We start from the raw sequence: 14,133 nt of genomic DNA, 5'->3' as shown, positions 1-14,133 counted from the left end.
AGGGCAGGGGGACCGACATGCCACAAACCATCTTGATCACCGGCGCCGGCAGCGGCATCGGCCGTGCCACCGCCAAGGCCTTTCTCGCCGCAGGCTGGCAGGTTGCCCTGATGGGCCGCCGCGAACCCGCCTTGCAGGAAACCGCCGCAGGCCACGACGCGCTGATCCTGCCCTGTGACGTGACCGACCCCGCCGCCGTTGAGACCGCGTTCGCTACCCTCAAGGCCCGCTTCGGCCGCCTCGACGTTCTCTTCAACAACGCAGGTATCTCGCTTCCCGGCGCCCCGATCGACGAGATCGCGGTCGACGACTGGCTCCGCCTCAGTCAGACCAACATCACCGGCATGTTCCTCTGCGCCCGCGCCGCCTTCGGCCTGATGCGCCACCAGACCCCGCAAGGCGGGCGCATCATCAACAACGGCTCGATTTCCGCCCACGTGCCGCGCCCGGGCTCCGCGCCCTACACCATGTCGAAACACGCCGTCACCGGCCTGACCCGCACCCTCGGCCTCGATGGCCGCCGCTTCGACATCGCTTGCGCTCAAGTTGACATCGGGAATGCGCTGACTGACATGGCGGCGAAGTTCCAGACCGGCGTGCCGCAGGCCGACGGCAGCATCCGCGTCGAACCGGTGATGGACGTGACCCACGTCGCCAGCACCGTCCTGCACATGGCAAGCCTGCCGCTGGACGTGAACACGCCCTTCGTCACGATCATGGCCCGCGACATGCCCTACATCGGTCGGGGATAGGCCTCAGTCCTCGCAGTACATCTCATGCACAAGGCTGATCATCCGCAGCACCTTGGGGTCCTGCAAGGAATAGTAGATCGACTTGCCGTCGCGCCGGGCAAAGACCAGCCCCTCCAACCGCAGCCGCGCCAATTGCTGGCTCACCGCCGCCTGCCGCGATGACAGCAACTGCTCCAGTTCCGTCACCGATTTCTCGCCCGAGATCAGATGGCACAGGATCATCAGCCGCCCCTCGTGCGACAGCGCCTTCAGGAACGCCGCCGCCGCCGCCGCCCGCTCCATCATGGCGCCCGCATCAACCTTCTCAGGCACGTCATCGGCAGTCGGTTCGGTGACGGGGTCGAAACGATCAAGCAACATCAGCCTCTCCACTCAACGCATGCTTCTAGAGGAATATCATGCACGGCTTATACGAGCGAGGGGAACCTTGTCGATTTTGCGGCAAACGGGCAAGGATCAGGCGAACGTGAAAGGAAAATCGATGCTCAGGGCCGAATCCACCCGCCTTTTCCATGCGGGCCTCGCCGCCGCAGACCCCGCCCGCGCAGTGGCGCAGGCGCTGCCCGGCCTGCGGCACCCCGATCTCATCCTCGCTATCGGAAAGGCCGCCACAGCCATGGCGCGCGCCGCCCTCCAGCACTTCGGCCCGACCGAAACCCTCGTCGTCACCAATGACGAAAACGCCACGCCCCTCGAGGGCGCCACGGTCCTCGCCTCCAGCCACCCGGTGCCCGACGCCCGTGGTGCCGCCGCCGCCGCCCGCATCCTTGACCGGCTCGCGCATATGCAACCCGGCCAGCACGTCCTCGCGCTCATCTCCGGCGGCGGGTCCGCGCTTCTGCCCGCCCCGGTCGCCGGCGTCACGCTTGAAGACAAGGCCGCCGTCAACCGCCTCCTCCTCGGCTCCGGGGCCGAGATCACCCAGATGAACCTCGTCCGCCAGCAATTGTCCCGCCTCAAGGGCGGCGGACTCGTCCGCGCCGCAGCGCCAGCCCAGGTCACCGCGCTGATCCTCTCCGACGTGATCGGCGACGACCTCCGCGCCATCGCCTCCGGCCCGACCGTCTCTCCCCTCGGCACAAGGTCCGAGGCTCAGGCCATCCTCAAGGCCCACCACGTCTGGGACGCACTCCCCGCCTCCGTCCGCGCCCACCTCACCGCGCCCGAAACCCCGCTACCCCCGATGCCGCCCGCTACCAATCTCCTCATCGGCTCCAACCGCAAATCCGTCCTCGCAATGGCCGCCGCCGCCCCCACCGCGCATGTCCCTGACGCTCCCCTGATCGGCGATGTGGCCGACGCCGCCCAACGCGTCGCCGCCTCTGGCCCCGGCATCACGCTATTTGGCGGTGAAACCACGGTCGTGCTGAAGGGCAGGGGCCTTGGGGGCCGCAATCAGGAACTGGCCCTCCGCCTTGCGCTTCTGGCCGAAGCCCAGAACTGGCCCGCACCGTGGGTGTTCCTCTCCGGTGGCACCGATGGCCGCGACGGCCCGACCGAGGCCGCAGGCGCCATCGTTGATCACGGCAGCCTCGCCCGGATGCGCGCCAAGGGCATCGACCCTGTCGCGCGCCTGTCACAGAATGACAGCAACCCTTGCCTTGCCGCCTCGGATGATCTTCTGATGACGGGCGGCACCGGCACCAACGTCGCCGACCTGCAAGTGTTGATCAAAGGGCAGCCATGACCACCCACATCGCCTTCACCAACGCCGGCCGCTTCTGGCGCGGCAACATCCACACCCACTCCACCCGCTCCGATGGCGTGCTGGCACCCGAAGAGGTCTGCCGCCGCTACCGCGCCGAAGGCTATGATTTCATTGCCCTGACCGACCATTTCATCGGCACCTACGGCTACCCCATCGTCGACACCACGCCCTTCCGCAGCGACGCCTTCACCACCATCCTCGGTGCCGAACTCCACTCCGGCGCGATGGCCAATGGCGAACTTTGGCACATCCTTGCCGTCGGCCTGCCGCCCGACTTCGCCCCATCGAACGCCCCCGGCTTCCTGCCCGTCGACGGTCAGGAAACCGGCCCCGAAATCGCCGCCCGCGCCGTCGCCGCCGGTGCCTTCGTCGCCGTCGCGCACCCGCAATGGTCCGGCCTCACCCTTGCCGACGCCCGCTCCATCACCGCCGCCCACGCGGTCGAGATTTACAACCACGGCTGTGCCACCGGCTGCGACCGCCCCGACGGCGCCGCCATTGCCGATCTTCTCCTCACCGAAGGCCGCCGCCTCACCCTCATCGCCACCGACGACGCGCATTTCCATGAACCCGACCATTTCGGCGGCTGGGTTATGGTGAAAGCCACCGAAAACACGCCAGAGGCCCTGTTGCAGGCACTGAAGGACGGTGCGTTCTATTCGTCCCAAGGCCCGGAAATCCGCAGCGTCACCGTCGAAGGCGACCACGTCACAGTCGAATGTTCCGCCGCCGCATCGGTGGTCGCGATGGGCCACGGCACGGGGGCCAAGGCCGTCCACGGCCACTCAATGACCCGCGCCTCCGTGCCGATCGCCCGGCTCAACAACTCGCCTTGGCTCCGCGTCGCTGTGATCGACGCCGCCGGCAAACGCGCCTGGTCGAACCCGATCTGGCTCTGATCGCCCCCCCAACTCATCCGTCCCCCACAAGTGGGGAGGCAGGTTCTTGACCGCATCACGTCGCACTGCACACCTTACGTCGCTTTGACCGACGCCTCACCCAGAGCCTCCCTCCCCCCTCGTGGCGGAGGGATGGGGTGGGGGGCTCACGGAAGGAAAGCCGATGATCACCGACATCGAAGACTACTTCACCCTCGGTTGCGGCCGCTGCGCCCGCTTCGCCACGCCCGACTGTTCCACCCGCCTTTGGGCTTCGGGCCTCGCCGACTTGCGCCGCATCTGCCGCGACGCTGGCCTGACCGAAACGGTGAAATGGGGCCACCCTTGCTACATGCACGCCGGCCGCAACATCGCCCTGATCGGCGCCTTGCGTGGGGATTTCCGGCTCAACTTCTTCAACGCAGCCCTTATGCAAGACCCCGAACGGGTGATGGAACGCCAAGGCCCGAACACCCAACACCCCGATTGCCTGCGCTTCACCGACAGTGCCACCCCATACGCAATGGAACCCACGATCCGCGCCTATCTGGCCGAGGCGATGGGCTACGCCGAGGCCGGGGTTCTGCCCGTAAAGACCGCCACCGACATCGACCTGCCCCCCGAACTGATCGAAGCCATCGATATGGATCCCGACCTTGCCGAGGCGTTCCATCGCCTGACCCCGGGCCGACAGCGCAGCTACGTGATCCTGCTCTCGGGCGCAAAAACGACCGCCACCCGCCTAAACCGCATCGAAAAAGCCCGCCCACGCATCCTCGCAGGCAAAGGCGCGCAGGAGCGTTAAGCGGTTACCAACCCCTTAACGCCCTCGCCAACCCATTGATCTGAAACGCATCCAAAAATGTCCCACCGTGGGACATCACAAGATCCCCGGCAACCGCAGCCCATGCTCCACCGCGCAATCGCGGGCAATCTCATACCCCGCATCCGCGTGCCGCATCACCCCCGTCGCCGGGTCATTCCACAAGACATTGGACAGCCGCCGCGCCGCATCCTCGGTCCCGTCCGCCACCACAACCATGCCGGAATGCTGGCTGAACCCCATCCCCACACCGCCCCCATGATGCAAGGACACCCAAGTCGCCCCCGACGCCGTATTCAACAAGGCATTGAGAAGCGGCCAATCGCTCACCGCGTCCGACCCATCCTTCATCGCCTCCGTCTCCCGGTTGGGGCTGGCCACCGACCCTGAATCCAGATGATCCCGCCCGATCACGATCGGCGCCTTCAACTCGCCCGACGCCACCATCTCGTTGAACATCAACCCCGCCCGGTGCCGATCGCCAAGCCCGATCCAGCAGATCCGCGCCGGCAGCCCCTGAAACGCGATCCGCTCCCGCGCCATATCAAGCCAGTTGTGCAGGTGGTGGTTTTCCGGAAACAACCGCTTCATCGCCGCGTCGGTCTTGTAGATATCCTCCGGATCGCCACTCAGGGCGCACCACCGAAACGGCCCGATCCCCCGGCAGAACAGCGGCCGGATATAAGCCGGCACGAACCCCGGAAACGCAAACGCGTTCTCCAACCCTTCGTCCAGCGCCACCTGCCGGATGTTGTTGCCATAATCCAAGGTCGGCACGCCGGCGTTCCAGAAATCCACCATCGCCGCGACGTGCACCTTCATCGACGCCCGCGCTGCATGCTCGACCAACTTGGGATCGGTCTCGCGCACAGCCTTGGCCTGTTCGACCGTCCAGCCCTGCGGCAGATACCCGTTAAGGGGATCGTGGGCGCTTGTCTGGTCCGTCACGATATCAGGCCGCATCCCGCCCGCCTTCATCCGCCGCACCAGTTCGGGGAACACATCCGCCGCATTGCCCAGCAGGCCGACCGACTTCGCCTCGCCCTTCGCCGTCCACTCCGCGATCATCGCCAGTGCTTCGTCCAGGGTCCGCGCCTTGGCGTCGACATACCGTGTGCGCAGGCGGAAATCGATCCGCGTCTCGTCACACTCCACCGCCAGACAGCAGGCCCCCGCCATCACCGCCGCCAATGGCTGCGCGCCCCCCATCCCGCCAAGCCCGCCGGTCAGAATCCAGCGGCCCTTCAGGCTGCCGCCGTAATGCTGCCGCCCGGCCTCGGCAAAGGTCTCATAGGTGCCCTGCACGATGCCTTGCGTGCCGATATAGATCCACGACCCCGCGGTCATCTGGCCGTACATCGCCAGACCCTTCTTATCCAACTCGTTGAAATGGTCCCACGTCGCCCAATGCGGCACGAGGTTCGAGTTTGCGATCAGCACCCGCGGCGCGTCCTTGTGGGTGCGGAAAATGCCCACCGGTTTGCCCGACTGGACCAGCAGGGTTTCGTCCGCCTCCAGATCACGCAGGGCCGCGACTATGCGATCGAAATCCTCCCACGTCCGCGCCGCCCGGCCGATGCCGCCATAAACCACCAGTTCATGCGGGTTTTCCGCCACGTCCGGGTGCAGGTTGTTCATCAGCATCCGCAAGGGCGCCTCGGTCAGCCAGCTTTTCGCGCTGATCTCGGTGCCGGTCGCGGGATAGATGTCACGGGTGTTGTGGCGGGTCATGTCAAAGCTCCGGCAAGGGGGTCAGGGTGGCGTGGGCAAGGCTGCCGTCGGCCACCATCAAGGCGGCGGCGGCAAGATCGGGGGCAAGGTATCGGTCATCCTCCAGCGCAGGCACGTCTGTGCGCAGGCGCGCTACCGCCCGCTGCAGGGGGGCAGAGGTCTGTAGTGGCGCACGAAACCCGATGCCTTGCGCCGCGCATAGCGCTTCGACCCCTAGGATCGCCTGCAGGTTCGCGTTCATTCGCACCAACCGCCGCGCGCCGTGGGCGGCCATGCTGACGTGGTCTTCCTGATTGGCCGAAGTGGGGGTCGAATCGATCACCGTCGGATGCGCCAGATGCTTGTTTTCGCTCATCAACGCCGCCGTCGTCACCTCGGCGATCATGAAGCCCGAGTTCAAGCCCGGCTTCGGAGTCAGGAACGCCGGCAGGTCGAACGACAGCACCGGGTCGACCATCAACGCCACCCGCCGCTGCGCAATGGCACCAATTTCGGCCAAGGCCATCGCAATCATATCTGCCGCAAAACCAACGGGTTCCGCGTGAAAGTTCCCGCCGGACACGATCTGTCCGTCGGTCAGCACCAAGGGGTTGTCCGTCGCCGCGTTCGCTTCCACCTCCAGCGTCTGCGCGGCCATCCGCAGCACATCCATCGCGGCCCCGGTCACCTGCGGTTGGCAGCGGATGCAGTAGGGGTCCTGCACGCGGGTGTCGCCCTCGCGGTGGCTTTCGCGAATCTCCGAGCCGTCCAGCAGATCACGCATCGCCGCCGCAGCTTCGATCTGCCCGGCATGGCCGCGCAGCGAGTGGATTTCCTGCGCCAGCGGCGCGGTTGACCCCATGACCGCATCGGTCGACATGGCGCTTGTTACCAGCGCAGTCTGAGCCGCACGCCAACCGTCGAACAACCCCGCAAGCGCATAGGCGGTAGAAAACTGCGTCCCGTTGATCAGTGCCAGCCCCTCCTTCGGACCGAGTACCACCGGTACCAGTCCCGCCCGCGTCAAAGCCTCGCGTCCGGACAAGGTCTCGCCCGCGAAAACCGCCTCGCCTTCGCCGATCATGGCCGCCGCCATATGAGCCAACGGTGCAAGGTCGCCCGACGCGCCGACCGAGCCTTGTGCCGGGATCACCGGTACAACACCCTTCGCCAGCATCCCTTCGATCAGCGCCACGACTTCCCACCGCACCCCGGATGCGCCGCGCCCCAACGACAGCAGTTTTAGCGCCATCATCAGCCGCACGGTGGCGGGTTCCATCGCCTCTCCAACCCCGCAGCAATGGCTCAGGATCAGGTTTTTCTGAAGTTTAGCAGTATCTTCTGGCGCGATCTTCAGGCTTGCGAGTTTGCCAAATCCGGTGTTCACGCCATAGACCGCCTCAGTTCCCGCCGCCGCGCGGGCGATGTGCCCCGCCGCCGCCACGACCCCCGCCTTGGCCGAGGGGTCAAGCCGCGCGGGCGCCGCCTCGCGCCAGATGCGTTCCAATTGGCGCAGCGTGGTGCGGCCGGGGATCAGGATTTCAGCGGTCAATTTCGCCTCCGAAAATGCGGGAATGAAGGGGGGTGGCGCCGATTCGGTAACTCAGTTCCGCCGGATGCCGCGCCTCCCAGATGCACAGATCGGCGCGCTGGCCGGGCGCGATCCGGCCCCGGTCGGTCAGGCCCAGTGCCGCACATGCATGGACCGTCGCGCCACAAAGCGCCTCCTCCGGGGTCAATCGGAACAAGGTGCAGGCCATGTTCATCGCCAATGGCAGCGAGGCTATGGGCGACGAGCCGGGGTTCATGTCAGTTGCCACAGCCATCCGCACCCCAGCCGCGCGCAGGGCGGCAATCGGCGGCGCGTGAGTTTCGCGCAGCGTGTAGAACGCTCCCGGCAGGATCACCGCAACTGTCCCCGCCGCCGCCATTGCAGCGACGCCATCGGCGCCCAGATATTCCAGATGGTCCGCAGACAGAGCGCCGTGCTTGGCGGCCATCACCGCGCCCTTCAGGTCAGACAGTTGCTCGGCATGAAGCTTGATCGGCAGGCCTAACTGCACAGCCACCGCAAACAAAGGGCGCAGTTCATCCGGCGAAAACGCGATTCCCTCGCAGAAGGCATCTACGTGATCGACCAGCCCCTCGGCATGTGCGGCGCGTAGCGACGGGATCGCGACCTCTTCGATATAGGCCGCAGCGCGTCCTTTGAACTCGGGGGGCACGGCATGTGCCGCCAGGTGCGTCGTCACCACATGCACCCGCCGCGCTCTGCCTATTCCCCGCGCTACGCGCAGCATCTTGACCTCGTCCGCAACGGTTAGCCCGTAACCAGACTTCACCTCGATCACGGTCGCCCCCGCCGCGATCATCTGGTCGACGCGGGGCAGGGCCGCTGCCAGCAGGTCCGCCTCTGACGCCGCGCGCGTCGCCTTCACCGTGGACAGAATCCCACCGCCAGCCCGCGCGACCTCTTCATAGCTGGCACCGTTCAGCCGCATCTCGAATTCGGCTGCCCGGTCGCCGCCAAAGATCACATGGGTATGACAGTCGATCAGGCCGGGCGTGACAAGACGGCCGCCAAAGTGTTCTTTTGGAAACTGTTGATAAGGTGCCGGAATAGCGGATTGCGGTCCAACCCACGCGATTCGTTCCCCCACAATCGCCACCGCTCCATCGGCGATCAGCCCATAGCCGTCGGTCATCGTGGCAAGCGTTGCGTCCGTCAGAAGAAGCGACATTGTGACCTTGCATTATGTCTGTCTGTTTGTCTATTATGTCTATACATAATGCCGTGTCAAGCGAGGCGCCATGATCCTTCACGCTCAAACCGCGCTTCTGCCAGAAGGCTGGGCTTCCAATGTGCGGATCATTGTCACCGATGGCCGGATTGCCGACGTCATCCCCGACAGCCCGCCCGAAGGCGACAGCAACGCGCTGATCCTGCCCGCGCCGGCAAACCTGCACTCGCACACCTTCCAGCGCGCGATGGCCGGCCTGACCGAGGCGCGTACAGCGGGGCAGGACAGTTTCTGGACATGGCGCGCCTTGATGTACCGCTTCGTCGATCATCTCACCCCTGAGGATGTGGAGGCCATCGCCGCCCTTGCAATGATCGAAATGGCCGAGGCGGGCTATGCCGCGGCGGCCGAGTTTCACTACCTCCACCACCAGCCCGGCGGTGCGCCCTACGCCAACCCCGCGGAACTTTCCGCCCGCATCGCCGCCGCCGCGGTCGACACCGGGCTTGGCCTGACCCTGCTCCCGGTCCTTTACGAACAGGGCGGTTGCGACGGTCGTGCCCTTGCTGGCGGACAACTGCGGTTCGGTTGCGACCTCGACCGCTTTCAAACGCTGCACGCCGCCGCCCGATCCGCCCTCAGCCGTCCCGACGACGCCATCGGCGTGGCCCCCCATTCCCTTCGCGCCGTCAGCCGCGCCTCGCTAGCCGAGGTTTCCCGCCATCAGGGCCCGATCCACCTGCACCTCGCAGAACAGGTGGCGGAGGTGGCCGAAGTGCAGACCGCCTACGGCGCGCGCCCCGTTGAATGGGCTCTGGCGAACCTGCCCGTCGACCAACGCTGGTGCATGATCCACGCCACCCAGATGAAGCCCTTCGAGACTGCCGGTCTTGCCGCCACCCATGCCGTCGCCGGTCTTTGCCCGATCACCGAGGCGAACCTTGGCGATGGCATCTTCGACGGTCCCGGCTGGCAGGCCGCAGGTGGGCGTCTGGGGGTCGGCACCGATAGCAACGTGCAGATCTCGCTGACCGGCGAACTCAGGATGCTGGAGTATTCTCAACGCCTTGGGCAAAAGGCCCGCGCCGTGCTGGCCGACGCCTCCCGCTCCACTGGCCGGGTGCTCCTCGACGCAAGCCTTGCGGGCGGCGCACAGGCCGCTGGGCGCCGCTCGGGTGCCATTGCCCCCGGCTTGTGGGCCGACCTGATGGCGCCCGACACCGGCCCCCTTGACGGTCTGTCCGGCGACACCCTCCTTGACGCTTGGATCTTCGCCACCCCTGACCGCCCCGTTGCAAACCTCTGGTCTGCCGGTCGCCACATCGTGCGCGACGGCCGCCACATCGCCCGCGAGCGGGTCGAGACGCGCTACCGCAGCCACCTCGCCGCCCTGAAAGCCCGCGCATGACGGGCGGTTGGGAAGGGGTTCGCGCAGAGGTTCTGCGGCGCATCCGCGCCCGCGACTGGCCGCCAGGTGGCCTCATTCCCAATGAGGAAACCCTCGCGCAGGAATTCAACGTCGCCCGCGCCACCGTGAACCGTGCGCTTCGCGATCTGGCCGAGGCGGGCGTGATTGAACGCAAGAAACGGGCCGGAACCCGCGTGGCAGAACTTCCCGTCCGCCGCGCGCGGCTGGATATCCCGGTGATACGGCAGGACGTGGAGGCAAAGGGCCTGACCCACGCTTTCGACCTTCTGGCCGACGACACCAGGCCCGGCCCGGTCCCCGTCACTTCGCGCCTTGGCCTCCCCGAAGGCACCATCCTGCGCCACCTCGAAACCCTGCATCTGGCAGGCGGACGCCCCTATGTGCTGGAAGACCGCTGGCTGAACCCCGCTGTCTTGCCTGACCCGCCCCCAGATTTCGGCGGCCTCAGCGCCAACGAATGGCTGGTGACCAACGTCAGCCTGGTGTCCGGCGACATCACCTTCACCGCCGAACCCGCCACTGAGCGTGAAGCCGCCGTGCTGGGCATCCCCCCCGGCACCGCGCTTTTCATCGCCGTACGCACCACCGTCGGCACGCTTGGCCCGGTGACCTTCGTGCGCTTTGCCCATGCGCCGGGGCACCGGGTTCAGATGACGTTCTAAGCGAGATGCCGCGCCACCAGTTGCGCCAGCCGCCGGTGCAACGGTGCTATCCGGTGGCGGATATGCAGCGCCGCAAACACCGGCTGGCGCAGCACCGGCGCGTCCGCCACCAAACGGAATCCGCCCGCAGCAACCAGCTGATCCGACGTCTTTGCAAGTACATAGCCTGATCCCCCCATCGCCGTCAGCAATGAGACGACCGATCCTGACTGTCCGACAGACACCGTCGCCCCTGCCAGACCGGGCGTCAGCTGCCGGTGCATCTCTTCGAAAGCGGGCGAGAAGTGCGCGAACACGAAGCGCGCCGCCGTCACCTCTTCCATCCGCCCGGCTTCGGTCGACACCATCCGGTACGCCACGTCGCCCACGCTTTCGAAATGCAGGTCGGGGTGAGGCTTGGGGCTGAACATAACCGCAAAATCCAGAATCCCCGTCAGTAGGTCAGCGCACATCTGGTTGGAGTAATCCGGTTCAATGTAAAAGGCGGCCTCCGGCAGCGCCTGCCGGAACCCCGCCATCCAGTCCCCCAGATACAAAGCCGCCAGATCGTTCTGGATGCCAAGTCGCACCAAGTGCGCCGCCCCCTGCGGGATCTGAATGCGCCGCCGCGCCTCGTTCCATTCGTGGCGCAAGGCGCGGGCGTGAGGCTCGAACCGCTTGCCTTCGGGCGTCAGGTCGGTGCCCGCGCGCGACCGGTCGAACAGCCGCGACCCCACCGCCTGCTCCAGCGCGGAGACCCGTGCCGAAACCGTGGATTGCGTGATGCCCAGCCGGTCCGAGGTGCGGTGAAAACTGCGCGTCTCGGCCAGATCAAGAAAGGTGTCCAGAAGATCAATCTGCATGGCGGCCTCTGATCGGAGTTTTCGATCAATAGACCCTCCCGCGCCGAATTGAAAGCTGCCGCAGGCGGCCCGATAGTAGCGACGGGAACCGGGAGGGCAGCGATGACCGAATTTGCAAGCGCACGGGTGGTCATCATCGGTGGCGGCGCGGTGGGAGCGTCCTGCCTTTACCATTTGGCAAAGGCCGGGTGGACGGACAGCCTGCTTTTGGAAAAGAACGAACTGACCGCAGGCTCAACCTGGCACGCGGCGGGCAACGTGCCGACCTTCTCCGCCTCGTGGTCTATCATGAACATGCAGCGCTATTCGGCAGGCCTCTACCGGGGCCTCGGCGCGGCGGTTGATTACCCGATGAACTATCACGTCACCGGCTCGGTCCGACTTGGCCATTCGCCGGAACGGTTGCAGGAATTCAAGCGCGTCGTCGGCATGGGTCGCACTCAGGCCATGGACCTCGCGATCCTCGGCCCTGACGAGATCCGCTCCAAATATCCCTTCGTTGAAACCCACGATCTGACCGGCGCGCTCTACGACCCCTACGACGGTGACATCGACCCCGCGCAACTGACCCAGGCGTTGGCCAAGGGTGCGCGCAACCTCGGTGCGCGTGTGGAACGGTTCTGCCCCGTCACCGATGCGCGCTGGACCGGGACCGAGTGGGTACTCTCCACTCCGAAGGGCGAAGTGCGCGCCGAATATGTTGTGAACGCCGCTGGCTACTACGCCCGCGAGGTCGCCAAGATGTTCAACCGCAACCTTCCGATGATGGTGATGAGCCATCAATACATGCTCTTCGACACCATCCCCGAAATCGCGGCCTATTCGGCTGAGACCGGCGGCAAGCTGCCCCTTCTGCGCGACGTCGACAGCTCCTACTACCTGCGTCAGGAAAAGCACGGCTTCAACCTCGGGCCCTACGAGGCGAACTGCCGCGCGCATTGGCACACGCCCGACGACCCGTTCCCGCAGGATTTCAGCTTCCAGCTCTTCCCCGACGATCTGGAACGGCTGGAATGGCATATCGCCGATGCAATGGCCCGTGTGCCGCTGTTGGAAAAGGCCGCGCTCACCAAGGTGATCAACGGCCCGATCCCCTACACCCCCGACGGCAACCCGCTGATCGGCCCGATGCCCGGTGTGCCGAACGCGTTCGAAGCGTGCGTTTTCACCTTCGGCATCTGTCAGGCCGGGGGGGCGGGCAAGGTGCTGGCCGAATGGGTCACGGAAGGCGGCACCGAATGGGACATGTGGTCTTGTGACCCGCGCCGCTTCACCGGTTGGGAGGATGAGGACTACTGCGTCCAAAAGGGGATGGAGGTTTATGGCCACGAATACGGGATGCATTTCCCGATGGCCCGCTGGCCCGCAGCGCCCGACCGCAAACTGTCGCCGGTACATGAGAGTGTGAAGGCCTTGGGCGGCGTCATGGCGCCCTACAACGGCTGGGAACGCGCCGAATGGTTCGCCATGCCCGGCGACGACACCTCGTGGGAAGCCACGCAGACCTGGAACCGTGCCGGCCCGTGGGAGGCCCGCATCGCCTCCGAATGCGCCGCCGTGCGCGACGGGGCAGGGGTTCTGGACCTGCCCGGCTTCACCCGGCTGCGCCTTTCCGGCCCCGGCGCGCGGGCGCATCTGGATAGCCTGACCGCCAGCCGCCTGCCACCCGACGGCAAGATCGGGCTTGCCTACTTTGCCGACGACCGCGGCCGGATCGTGACCGAAATGACCGTGCTGCCGTTCAACGACGAAGACATCGGCGTGATCACTGCCGCCATCGCGCAAAAGCACGACGCCGACCTGATCCGCCGGGGTTTGCCCGAGGGTGTGACACTGGAAGACTGGTCCGACCGCATCCACTGTTTCATCGTCACCGGCCCCAAGGCCCGCGACATCCTCGCGCCGATCACGGACGCTGACCTGACGCTGCCGTGGCTGTCGATCCAGTACGCCGCCAAGGTGGCGGGCCGCAACGTAGCGCTGGTCCGCGTCAGTTTCGCGGGCGAACTTGGCTGGGAAATCCACTGCGACCGCGCCGATGCACCGGCGATCTATGGCACGCTTTTACAAAGCGGCGCGGTGCCGTTCGGGATGCGCGCCCTGAACAGCCTGCGCATCGAAAAGGGCTACCGGGCGTGGAAGGGCGACCTTTCCACGGACTATTCGCTGCTGGAGGGCGGGCTTGAACGCTTCATCGACTGGGGCAAGGAATTTCCCGGCAAACCAGCCCTCGCGGCCGAAAAACAGCGTGGTGTCGCCAAGCGCTTTGTCGCGCTGAAGGTCGCCACCGGCCCCGCCGACCCGCCTTACATGGCCAACCTCTGGCACGACGACCGCATCGTGGGCGAAGTGACCAGTGCTGCGATGGGCCACCGGGTGGGCCATGTGGTGGCGCTGGGGATGCTGAAAGCCGACCTCGCGGTGAAGGGGGCGGCGCTGGAGGTGGAAGTCTACGGCGAGCGGCTGGCTGCCGAAGTGCTGGGCTTCGGGGCGGTCTGGGATGCGAAGAACGAGCGGATCAAGGCGTGACCGGCGGCAGCGGGGGGTTCACACCCCCGCACCCCCGTGGGATATTTGAGGACAGATGA

12 protein-coding genes are annotated in these 14,133 nt (G+C 66.1%); 7 read left to right on the top strand and 5 right to left on the bottom strand.

Annotation, left to right across the window (positions count from 1 at the left end):
• Positions 1 to 17 precede the first annotated feature (17 nt).
• Positions 18 to 752, top strand: a complete 735-nt coding sequence (locus ACROUL_RS13980; protein ID WP_431300076.1) for an SDR family oxidoreductase — start codon at positions 18 to 20, stop codon at positions 750 to 752.
• 3 nt (positions 753 to 755) lie between these two features.
• Here the strand turns inward: ACROUL_RS13980 and ACROUL_RS13975 are convergent, their stop codons facing one another.
• Positions 756 to 1,112, bottom strand: a complete 357-nt coding sequence (locus ACROUL_RS13975) for an ArsR/SmtB family transcription factor (RefSeq protein ID WP_431300075.1) — start codon at positions 1,110 to 1,112, stop codon at positions 756 to 758.
• Positions 1,113 to 1,233: 121 nt separating this feature from the next.
• Here ACROUL_RS13975 and ACROUL_RS13970 point away from each other — a divergent pair, with 121 nt between their 5' ends.
• From ACROUL_RS13970 to ACROUL_RS13960, 3 genes are all read left to right on the top strand, one after another.
• Positions 1,234 to 2,439, top strand: coding sequence for a glycerate kinase type-2 family protein (locus ACROUL_RS13970; RefSeq protein WP_431300074.1), 1,206 nt, complete (start codon positions 1,234 to 1,236; stop codon positions 2,437 to 2,439).
• Positions 2,436 to 3,359, top strand: a complete 924-nt coding sequence (locus ACROUL_RS13965) for a CehA/McbA family metallohydrolase (protein WP_431300073.1) — start codon at positions 2,436 to 2,438, stop codon at positions 3,357 to 3,359. Before ACROUL_RS13970 ends, ACROUL_RS13965 begins: the two co-directional genes overlap by 4 nt.
• 163 nt (positions 3,360 to 3,522) lie before the next feature.
• Positions 3,523 to 4,143, top strand: coding sequence for a YdeI/OmpD-associated family protein (locus tag ACROUL_RS13960; protein ID WP_431300072.1), 621 nt, complete (start codon positions 3,523 to 3,525; stop codon positions 4,141 to 4,143).
• A 75-nt stretch (positions 4,144 to 4,218) separates the two neighbouring features.
• On the opposite strand, the gene hutU is transcribed toward ACROUL_RS13960, so the two are convergent.
• The 3 genes from hutU to hutI are packed head-to-tail and all read right to left on the bottom strand — an operon-like array spanning position 4,219 to position 8,612.
• Complete coding sequence (hutU, locus tag ACROUL_RS13955; RefSeq protein ID WP_431300071.1) at positions 4,219 to 5,892, bottom strand: urocanate hydratase; 1,674 nt, start codon at positions 5,890 to 5,892, stop codon at positions 4,219 to 4,221.
• Between the two features lies 1 nt (position 5,893).
• Positions 5,894 to 7,423: a histidine ammonia-lyase gene (gene hutH / locus ACROUL_RS13950; RefSeq protein WP_431300070.1), complete on the bottom strand. Its 1,530-nt coding sequence runs from the start codon at positions 7,421 to 7,423 to the stop codon at positions 5,894 to 5,896.
• Positions 7,413 to 8,612, bottom strand: coding sequence for an imidazolonepropionase (gene hutI, locus ACROUL_RS13945; RefSeq protein WP_431300069.1), 1,200 nt, complete (start codon positions 8,610 to 8,612; stop codon positions 7,413 to 7,415). Before hutI ends, hutH begins: the two co-directional genes overlap by 11 nt.
• A gap of 70 nt (positions 8,613 to 8,682) precedes the next feature.
• Here hutI and ACROUL_RS13940 point away from each other — a divergent pair, with 70 nt between their 5' ends.
• Positions 8,683 to 10,020, top strand: coding sequence for a formimidoylglutamate deiminase (locus ACROUL_RS13940; RefSeq protein WP_431300068.1), 1,338 nt, complete (start codon positions 8,683 to 8,685; stop codon positions 10,018 to 10,020).
• The gene (locus ACROUL_RS13935; protein WP_431300067.1) at positions 10,017 to 10,703 is read left to right on the top strand and encodes a GntR family transcriptional regulator; all 687 of its coding nucleotides are present in this window, start codon (positions 10,017 to 10,019) and stop codon (positions 10,701 to 10,703) included. Before ACROUL_RS13940 ends, ACROUL_RS13935 begins: the two co-directional genes overlap by 4 nt.
• Here the strand turns inward: ACROUL_RS13935 and ACROUL_RS13930 are convergent.
• A complete protein-coding gene (locus tag ACROUL_RS13930) occupies positions 10,700 to 11,545 on the bottom strand; it encodes a LysR family transcriptional regulator (RefSeq protein ID WP_431300066.1) in 846 nt (281 codons plus the stop codon). The two genes, ACROUL_RS13935 and ACROUL_RS13930, sit on opposite strands and share 4 nt — an antisense overlap.
• Before the next feature lie 102 nt (positions 11,546 to 11,647).
• Here ACROUL_RS13930 and ACROUL_RS13925 point away from each other — a divergent pair, with 102 nt between their 5' ends.
• On the top strand, positions 11,648 to 14,074 hold the full coding sequence (locus tag ACROUL_RS13925) for a GcvT family protein (protein WP_431300065.1): 2,427 nt from the start codon (positions 11,648 to 11,650) through the stop codon (positions 14,072 to 14,074).
• Positions 14,075 to 14,133 lie beyond the last annotated feature (59 nt).

Origin of the sequence: Tabrizicola sp. BL-A-41-H6 (assembly GCF_050632395.1) — a bacterium.
GTDB lineage: Bacteria > Pseudomonadota > Alphaproteobacteria > Rhodobacterales > Rhodobacteraceae > JAUYQR01.
The sequence above is the reverse complement of the archived record's forward strand: the minus strand, read 5'-3'. Positions and strand labels throughout refer to the sequence as shown.

Bases quoted from the DNA above. Each gene is read 5' to 3' on its own strand.
- ACROUL_RS13980 (WP_431300076.1), top strand. From the start codon at position 18: ATGCCACAAACCATCTTGATCACCGGCGCCGGCAGCGGCATCGGCCGT.
- ACROUL_RS13975 (WP_431300075.1), bottom strand. From the start codon at position 1,112: ATGTTGCTTGATCGTTTCGACCCCGTCACCGAACCGACTGCCGATGAC.
- ACROUL_RS13970 (WP_431300074.1), top strand. From the start codon at position 1,234: ATGCTCAGGGCCGAATCCACCCGCCTTTTCCATGCGGGCCTCGCCGCC.
- ACROUL_RS13965 (WP_431300073.1), top strand. From the start codon at position 2,436: ATGACCACCCACATCGCCTTCACCAACGCCGGCCGCTTCTGGCGCGGC.
- ACROUL_RS13960 (WP_431300072.1), top strand. From the start codon at position 3,523: ATGATCACCGACATCGAAGACTACTTCACCCTCGGTTGCGGCCGCTGC.
- hutU (WP_431300071.1), bottom strand. From the start codon at position 5,892: ATGACCCGCCACAACACCCGTGACATCTATCCCGCGACCGGCACCGAG.
- hutI (WP_431300069.1), bottom strand. From the start codon at position 8,612: ATGTCGCTTCTTCTGACGGACGCAACGCTTGCCACGATGACCGACGGC.
- ACROUL_RS13940 (WP_431300068.1), top strand. From the start codon at position 8,683: ATGATCCTTCACGCTCAAACCGCGCTTCTGCCAGAAGGCTGGGCTTCC.
- ACROUL_RS13935 (WP_431300067.1), top strand. From the start codon at position 10,017: ATGACGGGCGGTTGGGAAGGGGTTCGCGCAGAGGTTCTGCGGCGCATC.
- ACROUL_RS13930 (WP_431300066.1), bottom strand. From the start codon at position 11,545: ATGCAGATTGATCTTCTGGACACCTTTCTTGATCTGGCCGAGACGCGC.
- ACROUL_RS13925 (WP_431300065.1), top strand. From the start codon at position 11,648: ATGACCGAATTTGCAAGCGCACGGGTGGTCATCATCGGTGGCGGCGCG.